The sequence below is a fragment of the Saccharothrix obliqua genome, assembly GCF_019375475.1.
Taxonomy (GTDB): domain Bacteria; phylum Actinomycetota; class Actinomycetes; order Mycobacteriales; family Pseudonocardiaceae; genus Actinosynnema; species Actinosynnema obliqua.
This window is the reverse complement of sequence record NZ_JAHXGQ010000001.1, coordinates 236,906-256,035: the sequence shown is the minus strand read 5'-3', so window position 1 is coordinate 256,035 and position 19,130 is coordinate 236,906. Positions and strand designations below refer to the sequence as shown.

Genomic DNA, 19,130 nt, shown 5'->3' with positions numbered 1-19,130 from the left:
GTGCTAGACATAGCAGAACGTCGACCTCGAACGGTCCCGTCCCGTTCGCCGTGACCGGAACGGTGGTGATCCACGGTGGCAGTCTCCGACGCGGCGCGCCGCAGCGGATCGCTGCTGCTCCGGGCCCTCGCCGTGGGCGGTCTGGCCACGGCGGCGTGGCTCCTCTGCGGCGGCGCGGCCAACGCCGAAGACCACCCGGAAGCGCCACGAAAGCCGCTCGACCTGGTGAACCTGGTGGTGAACCCGGCCACCGCCCTCCCGGCCGCCGCGCCCGACCCCGTCGCGGTGCCCGACCCCGTCGCGGTGCCCGACCTCGTCGCCGTGCCCGACCCCGTCGCCGTGCCCGCGACCGACCCGGCCACCGCGTCCTTCCCGGCCCCGGCGGTACCCCTCCCGCAGCCGGCCGCGGTGCCCGTACCGGCGCTCCCCCTCCTGGTGACAGCGCCCGCGTCCCCAGCGCCATCGTCCACACCGGACGAGCCCTGGACCACCCAGACCACGGCCGACCCGCTCTGGCCCGCCGACGAGCCGTCCACCGATTTCGACGTCGACCTCGACCCGCCCGTCACCGTCCCCAGCCCCGACCCGGACCCGGTGTCGGACCCTGAATCGGACAGCCTCACCGGCGACTCCGAGGCCACCGGTGCCACTGGTTCCACCGCGGGCTCGGACAGCAGGTCGTCCCGGACGGGCACGGTGTCGAACACCCTGCCGGCCGAGCAGTACGAGGCGAAGGTGGCGGCGAAGAACGTGCTCCGCCCGAGCGCGCCACCGGACTCGGCGACGCCCCCGGACCAGCAGGCCACCGAGCCCCAGCTCCAATCGCGCGCGGTGCCCGAGGCGAAACCGCCGCTCCACCAGGCCCCCGCACCCAGCACGCCCACCCAGCTCCCGCCGCCCGCGGCCGACGACCAACCGGCCAACACGGCAGTGACTTGGGAAAACCCCGAGGCGCCCACGCCGTCCCCCGCGCCCAAGCAGGCACCGGCCGCGCCGACCACGGCGTCGTCGTCCAGCGGCTGCGGTGACAGTTCGAGCGGCCACCGAGGCGGCGTAACCGCGTCCGCGGCGGGGCAGGACGGGTTGACCCCGCCCACCGCGTGGACGGTGGAGCAGCGCGAGGACGCGCCATCACCGGGCAGCATCCCGGGTCTGCCCAGCACGTCACCCGACTGAACAAGACGGCACCGGTCTGCCCGAAACGCACGCCACCCGCCGTCCCAGTCTCTTTCACCCTTTTTCATCCGTATGCACACACCCCCGCCCACCTGGGTGACCCCCATGACTCCCCGTCCCGCCGACCGCGCCCCGGCGGGAACGGGCACGATCCCGTCCGCACACTGCCCCTGTGCCCACGGGATCCCACGGGAACCTGCGGCCGGGGACGCCATCCCTGGAGCGTCCCCGCCGCAGGTCCACGGCCCGCCCATCGGGGCTCCGGCTCAACGAGGGGCTGCGCCGGAGCCCCGATGAGTGGAAATCGAAAACCACCCACCAAGTGCCCCGAGTAACCATTCACCACCCATCCGAGCGAACCTCAACAATCCACACCGGATTCGGGAACTTACGAGATACAGATTTCGTTGCCGGACGAGAGGAAGGCGGCACCCCCGGCGCAGCGCCCACCCCGCAAATCCCCATCCACAAGGCCAGCCACGCCCACCACTCCAACCCCGCAAAATCGCACCCCACCCCGCAGCCCCCACCCCACCGCTCGCACCACAGCCCGCGCCCCGCCCCCACGACGCCACGCTCCCTGCGCCACACCGCAGCCGACCGCGTGTGCCCGCACCGCAAGCGCTCGTGTGCACCGCAAGCCTCGTGCCCACCGCGAGCCGAGGCCCCCCGGTCTCACCGCAAGCCCTCGTGAGCTTGCACCCGCGCACCGACCTCGCGCCGCCCGCTCGCCCCTTCGCCCATACCCGCCCGTCGCCCTGCCAGCGGAACCCGACCAGGAAGCAGCGCCCGTCCCGGGCAGCGCCGACCTCAGGGAGTGCCGGGCCTGGGGAGTGCCGGGCCAGGCGGGCGGTACGGCGATGCCAGCCGAACGGCAGTCCCGCTCCCGCGGGGCGTGCGCGGCACTGCGGCTACCAGCCCGGTCCGCCGGGGTTGATTGAGCGGCGGGGCCGTTAGCCGCCGGAGCTGCGTGGGCGGCAGGCAGCGGGCGGCGAGCGGTCCGCGCGGCAGCGGGCCTGATCGGGCGCGGAGCTGATCGGGGTGCGGGATGGGGCTGGCGGCGCGGAACGAGTCGGGTGCGGAGGCGTGGAGTGCGCCAGGGGGTAGCGCGCTGGTGGGCGGGCGCGCTGGTGGGCGGGCGCGGAGGGGCGAGGCTCGGAAGGGCGAGGGGTGGGTGGCTTAGGCGACGGGCATGGTGGCGTCGGTTTCCGTGGTCACGGCGGTGCCGGCGACGGATTCGGCGACCAGGCCCAGCCGGCGCACGGCCTCCTTCAGCACCTCCGCCGGCAGCACGTACGGCAGCCGCAGCCAACGCTCGAACCCGCCGTGCGCGCCGAACCTCGACCCGGGCGCCAACCGCACCCCGTGGTTCTGCGCCACCACGGCCACCCGCGTGCTGATCGGCGCGTCCAACTCGCACCACACGCTCAACCCACCCGCGGGCCGGCGGAAGTCCCACCGGGGGCAGTGCTCGCGCAGCCCCGCCATCAACACGTCCCGCTGCGCCGCCAGCAGGGCCCGCCGCTCGGCCAGCACCGCGTCGGGGTCCGCCATCAGGTCCGCCAACACCATCTGCTCGAACACCGCCGACCCGAGGTCGAGCGCCGTCCGGGTCGACACGAGCCGGTGCACGACCTCGGTCGACGCCCGGATCCAGCCGATCCGCAACCCACCCCAGTACGCCTTGCTCGCCGAACCCAGCGTAATCACCAGGTCCTCCGCGAACGACGCCATCGGCGGCGGCCCGTCGAGGGGGTCCCCGTCCAAGTCCAGCTCCACCACGGTCTCGTCCACGACCAACGGCGTGCGGGCACGGCGGGCCAGGTCGGCGAGTTCCGCCCGCCCCTCGGCGGCCAACCGGTGGGCGGTCGGGTTCTGGAAGTCCAGCACCAGGTACGCCATGCGCGGCGCGGCCTGGCGGAACGCCGCGGCCATCCCGGGCAGGTCCCAGCCGGTCTCGGTCATGGCCACGGGCACGGGTATGGCGGACACCGCCTTGATCGCGTCCAGCGCGTTGGGGTAACTGGGCTGCTCCACCAGCACCCGGTCGCCGGGCCCGGTGAGCAACCGCAACGCCAACGCCAACGCGTGCTGCGCCCCGCTGGTCACCACGATCTGGTCGGGCGACGTGGGCAACCCACGCGCCTCGTACCGGGCGGCGATGCGTCGCCGCAGGTCGGGCAACCCGTGCTCGTAGTAACCGTGGTTGGCGAGCTGCTCCGGCAACCGCCGCCGCACGCGGTCGAACGCGGCGGGCACCCCGGGCACGGCGGGCGGCGCGGCGCGGGCGAAGTCGACCATGCTGTGCCCGACCAGCGGGGTGTCCGGCACGATCCCGAGCGACCCGCCGGCGGGCAGGCTGATCCACGTCCCGGCGCCCCGCTTGCTGGCCACCAGCCCCTCGGCCCGCAACTGGTCGAGCGCCGCCGTGATCATGGTCCGGCTCACGGGCAACGCCTCGGCCAGCTCGCGCTCGGCGGGCAGGCGGGTGCCGGCGGGCAGGCGGCCGTCGAGGACGAGCATCCGGATGGCGGCGGCCAGGTCCGCCGAGCCCTGGCGGGCGCCGCGACGACGCCACTCGCCGAGGAGGCGGGCGAGCCGGAATCCGGATATACGTCCACCTGGTGGGACGTCGTGGTTCATGAGGCCAATTATTGAACTTTGGCTCTGGAAAACAAAGCCAATGAAATCCGACGATGGCCACATGCTCGCCGCCCTCACCACCGTCCCGGTCTCCGTCGCACCCGCCCGCAGGCTGCCGCAGCTCTTCGCCGGCCTGTTGCTGTACGGCGTGAGTATGGGCCTCCAGATCCGCGCGACGCTCGGCCTGGACCCGTGGGACGTGCTGCACGAGGGCCTGACCAAGCGCACCGGCCTGAGCTTCGGCACGATCACGATCGCCGTGGGCGCGCTGGTGCTGCTGTGCTGGATCCCGCTGCGCCAACGGCCGGGTGTGGGCACGGTCAGCAACGTGGTGCTGATCGGCGTGGCCGTGGACGTGACGCTCGCCGTCCTGCCCGCGCCGACGGACCTGGCACCGCGGATCGGGTTCCTGGTGGCGGGCATCGTGCTGAACGGGCTGGCCGCCGCCGTCTACATCGGAGCACGGCTGGGCCCCGGCCCGCGCGACGGCCTGACGACCGGCTTCTGCGCGCGGACCGGGACCTCGCTGCGGTTGGTGCGCACCGCGGTGGAGCTGACCGTGCTGGCGGGCGGCTGGCTGCTCGGCGGCACGGTCGGCATCGGCACCGTCCTCTACGCCCTGGCCATCGGACCGCTGACCCAGGCGTTCCTGCCGCTGGTCACCTGGTCGAACTCGCGACCCGCCGCCTGACCTCCGGGTAGTCCACGCCGCGGGCGGCGAGGACCTCGACCACCACACCCCGCCCGGACAACAGCGCCAGCACCAGGTGCTCCTTGCCGAGGCTGCCGTGACCGAGGTCGCGGGCCTCGACGATGCTCCGCGTCAGCGCCTGCTTGGCGGCGTCGTTGAACGGCACCCCACCGAACCACCGCCTGCGCTTCACGGGCCGGTCGAGCGCGCCCTCCCCGAACGTCCGCTCGACCGACGCCACGACCTGGTCCACGTCGATGCCGAGCCCGCGCAGGGCGGCGGCGTCGGCGTCGGTGAGCCCGCCCTGGCGGCGGGCGGCGCGGAACGCCTGCTCGACCTCGTCACGCGCCAGGTCGAACGACGCCAGCACCGGCGTGTCGAGCAACGCGAGCAACAGGTGCTCGGGCCCGATCTCGGGTGCCTCGGCGCGCTGCGCCTCCTCGGCCGCCGCGTGGACCGCCATGCGCGCGTCCCTGGTGAACCGCTCGCCGATCATCGACCACCACCCCCGTGCTTCTTGTGGACGGCCTGCCGGGTGACGCCCAGCTCGGCCGCGATCTCCTGCCACGACCACCCCCGCGCGCGGGCGTTGCGCACCTGGACCGCTTCGAGCTGCTCCAGCAGCCGGCGCAGTGCGCCGACCGCCCTCAGCCCGACCCTGGGGTCCTGGTCGCCCGCCGCCGAGGCGAGTTCCGTTGCCTCTGTCATGCCGTCAACTTTGGTTGACAAGAGCCCGTTTGTCAACCCAGGTTGACACATAGGCTCGGCGTCATGCCGGAGATCACCACCGCCGAGCGCGCCGGTGTCGGCGCGGACGGCAGGCCCCGCCCCACCGAGGACCGGGTCGTCGTGCTGCCCAACGCCGTCGTGCTGCTGGACGGGGCCACGTCCCCGACACCCCGCGTCCGGGACGGCGGCTGGCACTCCGCCCGGCTGGCCGCCGAGCTGACGCCCCCGGACGGGGACCTGGACGGGGACCTGGCCGACGAACTGGCCGCCGCGATCAAGCGCCTGGCCGACGCGCACGGCCTGACGCCGGGAGACTCGCCGTCCAGCACCGTCGCGATCGCCCGGTGGACCGACGAGGCCGTGGACGTGCTGGTGCTCGCCGACAGCCCCGTGGCGGTGTTCGGCGAGCACGGGGTGGACGTGGTGGCCGACGACCGGCTGCGCGACCTGCGCGGGAAGGTGAGCAGGGTCACGGACTGGCGCAACCGCGAGGGCGGCTTCTGGGTGGCCGAGGCGGACCCGGCCGCCGCGTACCGGGCGGTGCGGCGGACGTGGCGGCGTGACGCGGTCCACGCGATCGTGCTGGCGACGGACGGCGTCGCGTGCGGCGTGGACGACTACGGCTTGTTCGCGGATTGGCAGGAGGTGTTGGACGTCACTTCCGCGAATGGCCCGGAATCGGTGTTGGACGCGATCCGGGAAGCGGAACGGGGTGATGTCGACCACCGCCGTTGGCCGCGCTCGAAAACACACGACGACCAGGCTTTGGCAGTGGTGCGGTTCCCGTGAGAAAAGCAGAAAACCCCACCCGGGAACCGGATGGGGTTTTCCACTCGAAGTGGTGGCCAGGGGCGGGGTCGAACCGCCGACCTACCGCTTTTCAGGCGGTCGCTCGTACCAACTGAGCTACCTGGCCGGTAGCGGATCGGCCGTGTAGCCGAACTGCCTTGCGACCCAGACGGGACTCGAACCCGCGACCTTCGCCGTGACAGGGCGACGCGCTAACCAACTGCGCCACTGGGCCTTGCTGTACTACGTGCCCCCAACGGGATTCGAACCCGCGCTACCGCCTTGAAAGGGCGGGGTCCTAGGCCGCTAGACGATGGGGACCCGATTCCTCCGGCAGCCTCTTGGGCCGCCTTCGTTCCCAGGCCCTCCACGCTGTCCGGTGGAAGCACGATAAGCATAGGGCACAGTCGCGCGTACTCCAAAACGGGGGTGGCACAACGCGTTGACCTGCGTTTTCCACCCCCGTTCGGGTCACCCGAGCGCCTCCAGCCCAGCGGCGAACGCCTCCCGGTCCCCCGCACCGAGGACGCCCAGCGCCTCCTCGAACCGCTCGTCGGTCAGCCGCTCCGCCTCCCGCCACCGCGCGGCGAGGTCGGCCCGGCCCTCGACGGCGGCCACGAGGGCGTCCACCTCGTCGGGGTGCCAGCCCGTGCGCCGCAGCCGCCCGCGACCGCCGCCGGGGTCCAGCGCGACGGCCTGCGCGACGGTGAGGCCCACGGCGCGCAACGCGGCGAAGTGCAGGCCGCCACGCAGCTCGCGCAACAGCATCAGGGCGTGCCCGAGGCGGGCCGCCGCGTCGTCGGGCCGGTTCGCGCCGCGCCAGCCCTGGAACAGCGGCAGCGCGGACGGGTCGGCCGCGTCGGCGACCGCGAAGCCCAGGTCGGCGAGCCGGCCCGGCCGGTCGGCGGCGGAGAAGGCGTCCCGCGCCCAGTCCCAGCACGCGCCCAGGTACGCCTCGATCGCGCGGGTCGCCGGGAAACCACGGACGAGTGACTTCTCCACCACCCGGGTGGGGAAGATGCCGAGCACGGCGGCGACGACGTCGGCGGGCGGGTCGCCGAGCACGGCCGTGCGACCGCGGAAGTAGAGCGTCCGGGGCGGCAGGCCCACGCCCTGCTCGCGGGCGGCGAGTTCGGTGGAGACCATGAACCGGCCGCCCAGTTCGACCAGGGGCCGCCTGGTCCGTTCCGCCAGAGGAGCCATTTTGTGACAGTGTCACAAAACAGCGGGCCGGGCAATCGCCTCGGCACACCACTCGTCGGTCGCGATACCGGGCAGGACGAACCGCCACATCTCGCGCACCCGGTCCGGGTAGTCGGCGCAGCGCGTGGTGGCGGTGGCGATCAGGCGCGCGCCCAGGACGGCGGCGGTGAGGGTCCGCGCCGCGCCCCGCGGGTCGACGCCGCGCCGCAGCTGGCCCGCCGCGCGGGCCGCGTCCAGCAGGTCGACGAGCACCGCCTCCCAACGCAGGTGCGACGTGGCGAGGCCGACGTGGCCGAACTCCCGGTCGGCGGTGATCCGCACGCCGGCCCGCAGCACGACGTCGTCGGACAGCCGCGCCGCGGCTTCCTCCAGCAGGCCGACCAGGGTGCGCAGGGGGTCGAGCCCGCGGTCCCGCCACGCGCGGGTGAGAACGGGCCAGACGTCGTCCTGCGCGCGGGCGATGGCCGACGCCAACGCCGCCTTGGACGGGAAGTGGAAGTAGAACGCGCCCTTGGTGACCCCGCTGCGGTCCAGGATGGCGCTCAGCGGCGCACCCGCGTAACCCAGGCGGTCGAACTCCTCGGCCGCCGCCCGGAGGATCGCCTGCCGGGTGGCGTGCGCGCGCGGTTGCTGCGGCGTCCGGTGCGGCATCGCGGCTCCGAGCTGTGTGCGGTCGGTGCGCCGCCCAGCCTTCGCCCCCCGGCCGCCACGCGCAAGCGCGGTCCACCAAGCGGACCGCCCGGCCGGGGCGCGTGCCCCGGCCGGGTCCGCGTGCTAGCGCTGCACGGGTGGTGCGCCACCGTCCTCACCCGGTGACAGCCCGAGCATGTCGAGCAGCAGCCGGCAGTCCTCGGCGCTGGTCGCGCCGCGGGCGACGGACAGCCGCGCGCGGTGCACCTGCTCGTCCGAGATCCGCGATGGTTCACCGGTTCGCTGCGCGGGCACCCCACCGCCCGGCCTCGACATGATGTCGTCCTGGTTCCACAGGAACTGACGTACTTCTAGGGACCCGCTCATGACGCCTCCCCGACTTGAGGTTGGCGCGAGGCTAAGCGAGCCCGTCGAACCGCCGCAGCCCCCCGCAGAGTGATTCCAAGGCAACGGAGTGTCACTTTCCGTGCAGACGAGCAGGTGTCAAGCAGGCCGTGATCTGCTTGGCGCGAACAACGAGAGGGTGGACCCATGACCGATCCGGACTCCCGTCCGCAGCCCGACTCCGCTCCGCACCGACCCGCGAACCCCGACGCGGACCGGACCGACCCGGCACCGGCCGCGCCGACCCCGACCGACCCTGCCCAGATCGGGCAGGCACCGATCGGGCAGGCGCCGATCGGGCAGGCACCGGCCGACCCGGCGCCGATCGGGCAGGCACCGACCGAGCCCACCCCGAGCGCCGCGGCGCCCACCGCCGACACCGCTCCCGGCGCCGACCGGCCGACCGCCGACGCGGGACCGGCCACGCCGCCGTTCGACCCGCAGGCGTTGTTCAACACCCTGTCGCTGGCCGAGATCGAAGCCGATATCGAACGGGTGATGAACGACAAGATGACCGAGCTGGACGGGATGCTGGCCGGCCTGGAGGAGCTGGTCGTGCGGCTGGAGGGCGAGATCACGGCCCTGGAGACCCCGCCGGACGATAGCCCTACCCCCTAGGGGTATGGTGGGTGGTGCCAGGACGATCGGAATGAGGGGTCCCATGTCCGTCACCACCACGTACACCGTCAACGGCATGACCTGCGGGCACTGCGTCAGCTCCGTCACCGAGGAGCTGACCGCCGTCGCCGGCGTCACCGGCGTCGACGTGCGGCTCGCCACCGGCGCCGTGACCGTGACCAGCACGCGCGAGCTGTCCCGGGACGAGGTGCGCGCCGCCGTCACCGAGGCCGGTTACGAGCTGGTCGGCTGATGACCGCCGCGGGGACCACGCACCGCGTCGAGCTGGCCATCACCGGCATGACGTGCGCGTCGTGCGCGAACCGGGTCGAGCGCAAGCTCAACAAGCTCGACGGCGTGACCGCCTCGGTGAACTACGCGACCGAGAAGGCGAGCGTCGAGTTCCCGGCGGGCACGGCCGTGGCGGACCTGGTCTCCGCGGTGGAGGCCGCCGGGTACGGGGCGAGCCCGGAGCGACCGGCCGAGGAGCCCCCGGCCGGGCTGGGCGACCGGCTCGCCGTGGCGGCGCTGCTGGGCGCGCCGGTGATCGCGCTGGGCATGGTCCCGGCGTGGCAGTTCCCCGGCTGGCAGTGGGTGTCGCTGGCGCTCGCCACGACGGTCGTGTGGGTGTGCGGCTGGCCGTTCCACCGCGCGGCGGCGGTCAACGCCCGGCACGGCGCGAGCACCATGGACACCCTCGTGTCGATGGGCGTGGCCGTGTCGTACCTGTGGTCGCTGTACGCGCTGGTGTTCGGCGACGCGGGCGAACTGGGGATGCGGCACGGGTTCAGCTTCGTGCCGCGCCCGGCCACCACGGGTGACGTCTACCTGGAAGTCGCGGTGGGCGTCACGGTGTTCCTGCTGCTCGGCCGGTGGCTGGAGGCGCGGTCGAAGCGCCGGGCGGGCGCCGCGCTGCGGGCGATGCTGGAGCTGGGCGCGAAGGACGTGGCGGTGCTGCGGGACGGCGTGGAGGCACGCGTCCCGGTGGCGGCGCTGGCGGTCGGCGACCGGTTCGTGGTGCGGCCGGGCGAGCGGATCGCCACGGACGGCGTGGTGGTCGAGGGCGCGTCGGCGGTGGACCGGTCGGTGGTGACCGGCGAGTCCGTGCCGGAGGAGGTCGGACCGGGCGACCGGGTGGTCGGCGGCACGGTCAACGCGGGCGGGCGGCTGGTCGTGGCGGCGGAACGGGTCGGCGCCGACACGCAGCTGGCCCGGATGGCGCGGCTGGTGGAGCAGGCGCAGTCCGGCAAGGCGGCCGTGCAGCGGCTGGCGGACCGGGTGTCGGCGGTGTTCGTGCCGGTGGTGCTGGGCATCGCGGTGGTGACGCTGGTCGGGTGGCTGCTCGCGGGTCGGCCGCTGGAGTTCGCGGTGACGGCGGCGGTGGCGGTGCTGGTGATCGCGTGCCCGTGCGCGCTGGGCCTGGCGACGCCGACGGCGCTGCTGGTCGGCACGGGTCGGGGCGCGCAGCTCGGCATCCTGGTGAAGGGCCCGGAGGTGCTGGAGTCGACGCGCCGCGTGGACACGGTCGTGCTGGACAAGACGGGCACGGTGACCACGGGTCGGCTGGAGCTGGTGGCGGTGCTGCCCGTGCCGGGCGTGCCGCGTGAGCGGCTGCTGGCGCTGGCGGGCGCGGCGGAGCGGGGCTCGGAGCACCCGATCGCGGCGGCCGTCGTGCGTAGCGCGGAGGCGGAGGTGCCGGCGCTGCCCGCGGTCTCGGGTTTCGCGAACCGCGCGGGCCTGGGCGTGACGGCCGTGGTGGACGGCCACGAGGTGACCGTCGGCAGGCCGGACGACCTGCGGTCCGACCCCCTGGTGGACCAGGAGCGGCACAAGGGGCGCACGGTGGTCGCGGTGGCGGTGGACGGCGAGCCGATCGGCCTGCTGTCGGTGACCGACTCGGTCAAGCCGACCAGCGCCGAGGCCGTGCGCCGGCTGCGTGAACTGGGGTTGCGGCCGGTGCTGCTGACCGGTGACCACCGGGTGGTGGCCGAGGCGGTGGCGGCCGAGGTCGGCGTGACCGAGGTGGTCGCCGGCGTGCTGCCCGCCGAGAAGGTGGCGGTGGTGCGGCGGCTCCAGGCGGAGGGCAGGGTGGTGGCGATGGTGGGCGACGGCGTCAACGACGCGCCCGCGCTGGCCGCCGCGGACCTCGGGCTGGCCATGGGCACGGGCGCGGACGTGGCGATCGAAGCGGGCGACCTGACGTTGGTGCGGGGCGACCTGCGGGTGGCCGCGGACGCCATCCGGTTGTCCCGCCGGACCCTCCGGACCGTTCGGGGAAATCTTTTCTGGGCGTTCGCCTACAACGTGATGGGTTTGCCGCTCGCGGCCCTCGGATTGCTGAACCCCATGCTCGCGGGGGCCGCGATGGCGTTCTCCAGTGTCTTCGTGGTGACCAACAGCCTGCGCCTGCGCGGGTTCCGCCCGGTGAGCGGCTGAAAGATTTCGGCCCAACCCACTCCCCAGGCCCACGTGCACGTGCAACAATCCGAATTGCTGACACACCCCCGGTCAGCGCCTGTGGAGATCCCCTCCGGCCCCCGCGTTCCTCCCCCTGGCGCGGGGGCCTCTCCATGCACACCGTTGTGACGCAGGCCACAGTTCGGGCCGTTCCGCAACTCAACCGTTATCGTTGCGCGGTGGCTCTTTCCCTTGGACGCTCGAAGTCCGGCCGGCACCGCCCCCCGCTCAAGGAGCAGGAGGGGATGCAGCCCGACGACGAACTGACCTCCTACCTGGCGGCGCTGGCCCCGCAGGCGGACGTGGAGACCACCGCCTCCGGCAGCTTCGGCAACGCGCAGGTCTACCAGCTCCGCCTCCAACTGGTGGCGAACGAGCAGTTGAAGGAACTCGCCGCCGAGCGGCAGACGTCGCCGCAGGCGCTGGCCACCGAGTGGGTCATGCAGCGCCTGGAGTGGGAGGCGCGTCAGCGCGGGATGTAGTCCCCGGAAGCCGAACAGGCCCCGCGCTCCGGGTGGAGCGCGGGGCCTGCGTCACGACTGGGGTCAGACCTTGCGCACGTTCTGGGCCTGCGGACCCTTGGTGCCCTGACCGATCTCGAACTCGACGCGCTGGTTCTCCTCCAGGGTGCGGAACCCCTGCCCCTGGATCTCCGAGTAGTGGACGAACACGTCCGGTCCGCCGTTCTCCTGGGCGATGAAGCCGAAGCCCTTCTCGGAGTTGAACCACTTGACAGTGCCCAGTGCCATGTACCTGCCTCCATCGCAGGAAAGCTTGGGGCTGCACCATGCAGCCCCGGCCGTCCCGGGGCGTTTCCCCCACCGCCTGCGGTGGGGGACGCACGCCCGCGTGTCGTTCCGCGAGCGTGAGACACGAACACAGAAACCACGGCCTGCGCTGGTGAGCGTATCGGGTCGACCACGCTCCGCACTACCACCGGATGAAGCCCGGTCCGCTACTTCTCGGTGACCTCCGGCGGGTCGGGCAGCCGCACGCCCGAGTTCCCGATGTTGCGCTCCAGCGCGGACCGCCACTCGCCGGTCGCCACCATCCGCTCGATCGCCGCGCTCACGTCCGACCGGCCCTTCGGGTCCGACTTCGACAGCCCGACGCCGTACCGCTCGGTGGTGAACGGCTCGCCGACCAGCTTGAGCAGCTCGGGGTTCTCCGCGACGTAGCCCGCGAGGATCGCCTCGTCGGTCGTCACCGCGTCCACGTTGCCCGCCAGCAGGCCCGTGACGCAGTCCGAATACTGCCCGTACTCGACGAGCTGGACCTCTTTCGCGAACTCGGACTCCACCTTCCGCGCCGACGTGGAATTGGCGACCGAGCACAGCCGCTTGCCGTTCAACGCGGCGGGCCCGGTGATCTCGGTGTCGGTGAACCGCACCAGCAGGCCCTGCCCGGTCTGGAAGTACGGCCCGGCGAACGCCACCCGCTCCTTGCGCTGCTCGGTGATCGAGTAGGTGGCGACGACGAAGTCCACCCCGCCCTCGGCGATCAGCCGCTCCCGGTCGGCGGACCGGGCCTCCCGCCAGGTGATGCCGGACTCCGGCACGCCGAGCTGTCCCGCCACGTACTTCGCCACGTCGACGTCGAACCCGACGTACTTGCCGTCGAGCCGCCGCTGGGCCATGCCCGGCTGGTCGAACCGGATGCCGATGGTGAGCCGCCCGTCGCGGGCCTTGCCCTCCAGGGTGTCGTCGGGTGCGCCGCCGCAGGCCGCGGTGAACGCCAGGGCGGCCACCGCCGCGGTCGCGGGCAGCAGTCGTCGGAACAGCATCAGCTGCGCACCTCTCGGTGTCGGGGTTGGCGGTGCGGATCACGCACCAGACCCGCACATGCTAGGCACGGCGGTACCGGAAGCGCTGCGATGAAGGTCTCACCGCGATGACCGCCCGGCACGCCACGACCGCCCGGCACGCGGTGCCGGCGGCCGGGTCGGGCGGAGTACCGTGCCGCGGTGGTGTGGTGGCGGCCGGTTGAGACGGCGTGGAACCCGCGCCGCGTAACACCTTTTGCCGGTTGAACGATTCCACGTGACCACCGTGGTGCGTCGTCGGGGGCGGGTGCAGAGGGATGGGCAGGAGCAGGAGAGTCGCGCTCGCCGGCACGGCCGGCGTGCTGGCCGCGACCGGCTTGCTCGCCATGGTGGTCACGGCCGGCGAGCCGAGACCCGTGGACGTGCGCCGGGTTGATCTGAGCCCGGGGCAACCGGGTGTGCTCAGCGCGACGTTCACCACCACCGTGCGGGTGCTGCCGTCGCTCACGGCCGTGCTGGTCGCGCCGCCACCGCGGAAACCCGAGCCGACGCCGGTGACCACGACCACCCAGCCCCCGCCGCCACCGCCGCCCACCGCGACGACCGAGCCCGCGCCGCCGACCACCACGACGACCCCGAAACCCACGCCGTCACGCGGCAAACCGCCGGTCCGGTGCGACGAGGACGACCCCTTCGACCGCGACTGCCCACCATGGGTGTTCCCGCCGCCGTGGGGCGACTGGTGCGACTGGCCGCGCCTGCACGGCACCGGACACCCCGGCCGACCGCCGTGGGGCGACTACGACTGCCTGCACGAGGACGAGGACCGCTAGGGCGTGTCCTCAGAGCGGGTGTGGTCGTTCGCCCCCGAAACTTTCAGGAAGCCTGCCTGAAAGCTAGTGCCACACGAAACTTTCAGGGAGCCTGCCTGAAAGATACGGCCCAGCCCGACCACCGCCTCCCCCGCGCTGGCGGGGGCGGCCCTGGAAGCCATCGCCCCGCGAAACTTTCAGGAAGCCTGCCTGAAAATTAGCGCCCAGCCCGACCACCGCCTCCCCCGCACCGCCGGGGGCGGTCCCGGAGGCCGCCGCCCCGCGAAACTTTCAGGAAGCCTGCCTGATAGTTAGCGCCCCCGCCCCGACCACCACCTCCCCCGCGCCGGCGGTCCCGGGCGGCGCGGGGCAGGTGCTAGCGGTCGGCGAGGCGGTCGATCGCGCCGCCCACCCGGTCCGCGAGCAGGCCCACCGCGCCCACCGCCCGGCTCACCGGGTCGTCCTCCGCGCCACCGAGCGCCTGCGCCCGCCGGTAAGCCGCCTTGACCCGCTCCCACCGCGCCGCCTGCTCGGGCGTGAGCGCACCACGCAGCTCGGCCAGCTTCAACAGGTTCGCCTCCGCACCGGAGGTCAGGGTCTGCGCCTCGCCCGCGTAGTGGTCGTCGACGACGGCCGACAGCTCGGCGTCGTTCATCACCGGCACGACCTTCTCCGCCAGCTTGTTCATGTTGCGGTAGGAGCCCTGGAGCAGGAACGGCGGCTCGGTGCGCGCCGCGTCGGACTGGGCGGCCGACGCGATGTACGCCTGGTTGTTGGCCAGCACGACGTCCCGCACCCGCAACAGCTTCCGCAGCACCCCGAGCACCTGCTCCAGCTCGACCGTCGAGTACGGGTGGGCGAGCTGGTCGGCCCGCACCTCCTCCCCGCGCGCCATCCGCACCAGCAGCTCCACGTCGGCGCGGTCCCGCGTCGACAGCGGCGCGAGCACCGGGTTGGAGGTGAGCGCGTTCTCCACGTAGCTCAACGCGAACAGCTCTTCGCGGCCGGACAGCACGTCGCCGAGGTTCCACACGTCGGCGCGGTTGGCGAGCATGTCGGGGATGCGGAACCGCTGCCCCGACTCGGTGTACGGGTTGCCCGACATGCACACCGCGAACCGCTTGCCGCGCAGGTCGTACGTGCGGGTCTGCCCGTCCCACACGCCTTCCATGCGGCGTTGCGCGTCGCACAGCGAGATGAACTTCTGGAGCAGTTCCGGCGAGGTGTGCTGGATGTCGTCCAGGTAGAGCAGCACGTTGTTGCCGGTCTCCAGCGCGAACGAGATCTTCTCCACCTCGCGCCGCGCGGTGGCGTTCGGCGCGTCCGCCGGGTCGACGCTGGTCACGTCGTGCCCCAGCGCCGGGCCGTTGACCTTCACGAACACCAGGCCGAGCCGGTTGGCGACGTATTCCACGAGGGTCGTCTTGCCGTAGCCGGGCGGTGAGATGAGCAGCAGCAGGCCCATCTGGTCGGTGCGCTTCGCGTCACCCGCCGCGCCGAGCTGCTTGGCCAGGTTGTCGCCGATCAACGGCAGGTACACCTCGTCCAGCAGGCGGTTGCGGACGAACGCGCTCATCACCTTGGGCCGGTACTCGTCCAGCCGCAGGCGCTCCTTCTCACGCGCCACGAGTTCGTTGCGGCGCTGCTGGTAGGCGCGGAACGCGGGCACGCGCTCGGCGCGGAACCGCCGGGTGCGGGCGAGCAGCTCGTCCAGGCGGACGTGCAGCCGCCGCCCCGTGATCCGCGGGTGCGCGCCGAGCAGACCGTCCACAACGGACTCCAGCCGCGCGGGCGCGTCGTACCGCGGCAGGTCCCGGCACAGCTCCAGGGCGATCGCCTCGGGCAGGTCGGGTTCGACCCGGTCGCCGAGGAACGCCTCGTACCAGCCCGCCACCAGCGCGTGGCGCTCGTCCGGGTCGGCGAGCGCCCGCAGGTCGTCCGCGAAGTCCTCGCGGTCGCCCAGGGCGCGGTGGAACTCGTCCACGAGCGCCCGCGCGGCGGCGCTCGTGGCGAAGCCCGCGGGCGTGACGCACAGCTCCTCGAACAGGTACTCGCCGGCGAGCGGGTCACCGGCGTGCTCCGCGATCTCCACGCACAACGCGTCGATCGCGGCGGTGTGGCCGAATGCGGCCCGCGCGCGGCCGAGCGACGCGGCCCGCCGCGCCCACCCCGCGCGGGTGTCCTCGTCGGTCCGCGCCCACAGCAGTTGCGCGGCGGCACGTGCGGACGGCGGGTAACGCAGCACGCCCGCGTCGGCGTGCAGGCGCAACAGCTCGGCGAGGATTTCGGCCCCGTCGTGGTCGTGCACGCCGCGCTCGTAACCCTCGTCCAGGCGGGATTCCGCGACCTGGCGGACGAGGTCGGGCAGCCCGCCCTCGGCGGCGACGGCGTGCAGCCGGTCGACGGGGTGCTCGGCGAGGACGGAAGCGGCCAGGTGCTCCGCCCGGTACACCTCGGCGGTCTCCGAGACCACGAGCTGGTCCCAGAACGGCCGGGTGGCCGCGAAACCGGCGTCGCGGACCGGCGCGCGGAAGTCGGTCCCGGTGATGGCGAACGCCATCCCGTCGCCCTGCGGCACCAGGGTGAGGTCCAGCGGCTGGGTGTTCACCGCGAACCGGTGGCGCCCCAACCGGATGGCCTCGCCGTCGAACAGGTCCAGCCGGTCGCGCAACGCGCGGCCCGCCTCCTGCCGCGCGGCGAGCACCCGGCCGGCCAGCTCCTCGGCCCGCACCGGGTCGCCCAGCTCACGCAGCTCCTCGGCGACACCGCGGACCTTGGCCACCATCGGGTCGGACGCGAAGTAGGTGTTGACCTCGTCCAGCGACCCGAGCGACGCGACGCGCCGGGCGATGCTGCCCAGGACGCGGTCCGCAGACTCGGCCAGCCGGTCGGCGCGGCGGGCCCGCTCGTCCAGCAGCGCCTGCTTGCGCGAGGAGAACGCCTCGTAGACGTCGGTCCGCTTCGCGCCCAGCTGGGCCAGGAAGTCGTCGAACTCGCCGAACCGGGATTCCAGGTTCTCCAGTTGGAGCAGCAGGACGCCCAGCTGCTCGTCGCACCGCTGCGGCGTGTCGGCGACCGCCAACGCGCCGGTGACGGACTGCCCGAGCAACGCGAACTCGGCGGCGAACGCGGCCCGGCCCTCGGTGGCGAGCAGGTCGCGGCGGCGACCGTCCACAGTGGCCCGTGCGCGGTTGAGCCCGCCAAGGACTTCGCCGATGCGCTCCAGGATCGCCGTGCGCACCGTGGCGTCGGCGATGTCGAGCGTGCCGACCACCTCGGTCAGCACCTCCAGGCCGCGTTGCCGCTCGGCCAGCTCGTCGGTGACGGGCCGCGCCTCGGCGACGGTCCGGATCGACTCCGCCTTCGCCACCAGGTCGTCCACCTGGGCGCGGTAGGCGTCGAACGCGTCGGCGCGGGACAGGTGCTCGACGGCGCGTTGCGCCGCCGAGTCCAGCTCGGCGGTCAGCTCGGCGGCCAGGCCGTCGACGCGGGCGAGGTCGGCGTAACGCAGTTCCCGCAACGTCACCAGGTGCCCCTGGGCGGCACGGAGGTCGGCGAGCTGCCGCACCCACGCGTCCGCGCCGCCGGGCACCTCGCCGCGTGCCCGGCGCACCAGCGACGCCACCTGCTCGGCCGCCTCGTCCACCGCGCGTGCCGCCTGGCCGGTCAACGCCTGCACGGCCTCGAACTCGTCCAGCACCTGCTCGGCCGTGGCGCGGACGTCGGCCAGCGGCGCGCGCAGGTCGCCCAGCTCCGGGTCGCCGAGCCAGTGGTAGGTGTCGAAAACCCTGGTGCACGCGGCGATCAGGTCCTCGAACACGGCCTCGGACGGCGCCATCTCCGCCACCAGCCGGCTGACCGACAGGCAGTCGGAGATGCCACGCACCAGGTCCGCGTTGCCGACCTTCTCCAGCGCGCCGGTGCCGACCGGTTGGGCGGCGGCGTAGGCGTCGGACAGGTACGGCGTCTGCCACACCTGCATCGGGTGCACGCGCGTCGGTTCGTCCGACGTGGCGCGGAAAACGACCAGCGTGCCGTCGTCGAACAACGAGAACCCGTGACACACCAACGGGTTCGCCACTTCCTTGCGGATCACGTTGTACGGCAGGAGGAGTGAGCGGCCCTCACGGCGCGCGTGGAACACGTACAGCACGTCTTCGCCGTTGGTGGAGCGGATGACGCGCTCGAACTCCAGCTCGTCCACCTCGGTGTCGAACGTCTTGCCGACGCCCGTGGTGAGGTGGTAGCCGCCGGGGAAGATCAGGCCCTGGTCCTCCGGGAGCCGTTGGCACGCCTGGCCGATGCCGTCGAGCCGCACCACGCTCTTGGTGCGGGTGTTGAAGACCAGGTGCCGCCACGCGGTTTCGTTGTAGGGGCGGATGCGGAGCAGGACCAGCGTGCCCACGCGCGCGTACTCGACGTCGGCGTCGGCCAGCGACTGCAACGGCTCGTCCACCGGCTCGTGGTAGATGCCCTCGCCGGTCTCGGTGTTGTTCTCCACCTTGATGGTGAGGTCGCCGCCGACGGTCTCCACGAAGACCTCGTCCTCGATGGAGATGTGCGGGTGGCGGCCGAGCACGTGCTGCTCGCGGGTGGTCGGCGTCCACTCGAAGTCGTGCGACGGCGGGAAGACGTGGTCGCGCTCGCCGCGGTTGTCCAGGTACTCGACGGTGCCGTCGAGGCCGATCCGCCAGCGCAGCACGCGGATGTCCGACGTGCGCGCGCCGGTCTGGAACACCGCGAGCAGCCTGCCCTCGAACCGGCGCAGCTGCACCAGCCGCGTGTCCCGGTAGTACCGGTACAGCTCGGCGAAGTCCCGCTCGAACCGGGGGTCGCGGAGCAGGCCGGGCAGCTCGTCGCGGGCGTCCTCGAACCGGAACGCGTCGCCGTCGCGGGTGAACCGGTGCAGCGAGAACACGTCGTCGACCGTGGTCTCCGGCTTCAACCCGATGAACACGTTGTAGCCGAACAACATCAGGCCCGACGCGTGCTCGCCGTCGGTGTCGGCGACGGACACCGACACGCAGTCGCGGGGCACGCAGTTGTTCTCCGTGCGGATGCGCTCCGTGCCGAGCAGGGCGAGTTCGGCGCCGCCGAACACCTCCAGCCGCCGCCCGTTCAACGCCTCCGCCCGGCTCGCGAGCCCGGCCGCCTGCTCGGCGAGCCGGGCCTTGAGCACCTCGTAGGTGCCCGCGTCGAGGGTCGCGGTCACGGG

Annotated in this window: 17 protein-coding genes and 3 tRNA genes; 8 read left to right on the top strand and 12 right to left on the bottom strand. The window is 73.1% G+C overall.

The annotated features are described in order from the left end of the window. The first annotated feature begins 75 nt into the window (after positions 1 to 75). Positions 76 to 1,176 carry a hypothetical protein gene (locus KZQ38_RS01340; protein ID WP_219437556.1) on the top strand — a complete coding sequence of 367 codons (1,101 nt, stop codon included), beginning with the start codon at positions 76 to 78 and terminating at the stop codon, positions 1,174 to 1,176. A gap of 1,179 nt (positions 1,177 to 2,355) precedes the next feature. Here the strand turns inward: KZQ38_RS01340 and yczR are convergent. Continuing rightward, positions 2,356 to 3,819 (bottom strand): MocR-like transcription factor YczR, encoded by a 1,464-nt coding sequence (gene yczR, locus KZQ38_RS01335; RefSeq protein ID WP_219437554.1) that lies wholly within the window; start codon positions 3,817 to 3,819, stop codon positions 2,356 to 2,358. 40 nt (positions 3,820 to 3,859) lie between these two features. Here yczR and yczE point away from each other — a divergent pair, with 40 nt between their 5' ends. Continuing rightward, positions 3,860 to 4,510 carry a membrane protein YczE gene (gene yczE / locus KZQ38_RS01330; protein WP_257900558.1) on the top strand — a complete coding sequence of 217 codons (651 nt, stop codon included), beginning with the start codon at positions 3,860 to 3,862 and terminating at the stop codon, positions 4,508 to 4,510. Here the strand turns inward: yczE and KZQ38_RS01325 are convergent. Continuing rightward, the gene (locus KZQ38_RS01325; protein ID WP_219437552.1) at positions 4,479 to 5,006 is read right to left on the bottom strand and encodes a Clp protease N-terminal domain-containing protein; all 528 of its coding nucleotides are present in this window, start codon (positions 5,004 to 5,006) and stop codon (positions 4,479 to 4,481) included. The genes yczE and KZQ38_RS01325 overlap by 32 nt on opposite strands. Next, the gene (locus KZQ38_RS01320; protein ID WP_219437550.1) at positions 5,003 to 5,218 is read right to left on the bottom strand and encodes a helix-turn-helix domain-containing protein; all 216 of its coding nucleotides are present in this window, start codon (positions 5,216 to 5,218) and stop codon (positions 5,003 to 5,005) included. Before KZQ38_RS01320 ends, KZQ38_RS01325 begins: the two co-directional genes overlap by 4 nt. A gap of 63 nt (positions 5,219 to 5,281) precedes the next feature. Between KZQ38_RS01320 and KZQ38_RS01315 the strand changes: the two genes are divergently transcribed. Next, positions 5,282 to 6,028 (top strand): protein phosphatase 2C domain-containing protein, encoded by a 747-nt coding sequence (locus KZQ38_RS01315; protein WP_219437548.1) that lies wholly within the window; start codon positions 5,282 to 5,284, stop codon positions 6,026 to 6,028. A gap of 50 nt (positions 6,029 to 6,078) precedes the next feature. Here KZQ38_RS01315 and KZQ38_RS01310 read toward each other — a convergent pair. From KZQ38_RS01310 to KZQ38_RS01285, 6 genes are all read right to left on the bottom strand, one after another. Further along, positions 6,079 to 6,155: transfer RNA gene (locus KZQ38_RS01310), tRNA-Phe, on the bottom strand. A 34-nt stretch (positions 6,156 to 6,189) separates the two neighbouring features. Continuing rightward, positions 6,190 to 6,263 (bottom strand) — tRNA-Asp (locus tag KZQ38_RS01305). A gap of 13 nt (positions 6,264 to 6,276) precedes the next feature. Beyond that, positions 6,277 to 6,349 (bottom strand) — tRNA-Glu (locus KZQ38_RS01300). A gap of 150 nt (positions 6,350 to 6,499) precedes the next feature. Next, a complete protein-coding gene (locus tag KZQ38_RS01295) occupies positions 6,500 to 7,231 on the bottom strand; it encodes an SCO6745 family protein (protein WP_219437546.1) in 732 nt (243 codons plus the stop codon). Positions 7,232 to 7,243: 12 nt separating this feature from the next. Then, positions 7,244 to 7,882, bottom strand: a complete 639-nt coding sequence (locus tag KZQ38_RS01290; RefSeq protein WP_219437544.1) for a ScbR family autoregulator-binding transcription factor — start codon at positions 7,880 to 7,882, stop codon at positions 7,244 to 7,246. Positions 7,883 to 8,005: 123 nt separating this feature from the next. Beyond that, positions 8,006 to 8,248, bottom strand: a complete 243-nt coding sequence (locus KZQ38_RS01285; protein WP_121010399.1) for a hypothetical protein — start codon at positions 8,246 to 8,248, stop codon at positions 8,006 to 8,008. 165 nt (positions 8,249 to 8,413) lie between these two features. Between KZQ38_RS01285 and KZQ38_RS01280 the strand changes: the two genes are divergently transcribed. The 4 genes from KZQ38_RS01280 to KZQ38_RS01265 all read left to right on the top strand — a co-directional run bounded on the left by KZQ38_RS01280 (position 8,414) and on the right by KZQ38_RS01265 (position 11,823). Further along, on the top strand, positions 8,414 to 8,884 hold the full coding sequence (locus KZQ38_RS01280) for a RodZ family helix-turn-helix domain-containing protein (protein ID WP_219437542.1): 471 nt from the start codon (positions 8,414 to 8,416) through the stop codon (positions 8,882 to 8,884). A gap of 43 nt (positions 8,885 to 8,927) precedes the next feature. After that, positions 8,928 to 9,137: a heavy-metal-associated domain-containing protein gene (locus KZQ38_RS01275; protein WP_219437540.1), complete on the top strand. Its 210-nt coding sequence runs from the start codon at positions 8,928 to 8,930 to the stop codon at positions 9,135 to 9,137. Further along, the gene (locus tag KZQ38_RS01270; RefSeq protein WP_219437538.1) at positions 9,137 to 11,320 is read left to right on the top strand and encodes a heavy metal translocating P-type ATPase; all 2,184 of its coding nucleotides are present in this window, start codon (positions 9,137 to 9,139) and stop codon (positions 11,318 to 11,320) included. Before KZQ38_RS01275 ends, KZQ38_RS01270 begins: the two co-directional genes overlap by 1 nt. Before the next feature lie 200 nt (positions 11,321 to 11,520). Beyond that, positions 11,521 to 11,823 (top strand): hypothetical protein, encoded by a 303-nt coding sequence (locus KZQ38_RS01265; protein ID WP_219437536.1) that lies wholly within the window; start codon positions 11,521 to 11,523, stop codon positions 11,821 to 11,823. A gap of 63 nt (positions 11,824 to 11,886) precedes the next feature. Here the strand turns inward: KZQ38_RS01265 and KZQ38_RS01260 are convergent, their stop codons facing one another. Together KZQ38_RS01260 and KZQ38_RS01255 are read right to left on the bottom strand one after the other, a co-directional pair. After that, the gene (locus KZQ38_RS01260; RefSeq protein WP_015105489.1) at positions 11,887 to 12,090 is read right to left on the bottom strand and encodes a cold-shock protein; all 204 of its coding nucleotides are present in this window, start codon (positions 12,088 to 12,090) and stop codon (positions 11,887 to 11,889) included. Positions 12,091 to 12,296: 206 nt separating this feature from the next. Continuing rightward, on the bottom strand, positions 12,297 to 13,124 hold the full coding sequence (locus KZQ38_RS01255) for a glutamate ABC transporter substrate-binding protein (RefSeq protein WP_219437534.1): 828 nt from the start codon (positions 13,122 to 13,124) through the stop codon (positions 12,297 to 12,299). A gap of 296 nt (positions 13,125 to 13,420) precedes the next feature. Between KZQ38_RS01255 and KZQ38_RS01250 the strand changes: the two genes are divergently transcribed. Beyond that, entirely contained in the window at positions 13,421 to 13,936 is a 516-nt protein-coding gene (locus KZQ38_RS01250) for a hypothetical protein (RefSeq protein WP_219437532.1), read from the top strand. A 355-nt stretch (positions 13,937 to 14,291) separates the two neighbouring features. On the opposite strand, the gene KZQ38_RS36860 is transcribed toward KZQ38_RS01250, so the two are convergent. Further along, positions 14,292 to 19,127: a DNA repair ATPase gene (locus KZQ38_RS36860; RefSeq protein WP_219437530.1), complete on the bottom strand. Its 4,836-nt coding sequence runs from the start codon at positions 19,125 to 19,127 to the stop codon at positions 14,292 to 14,294. Positions 19,128 to 19,130 lie beyond the last annotated feature (3 nt).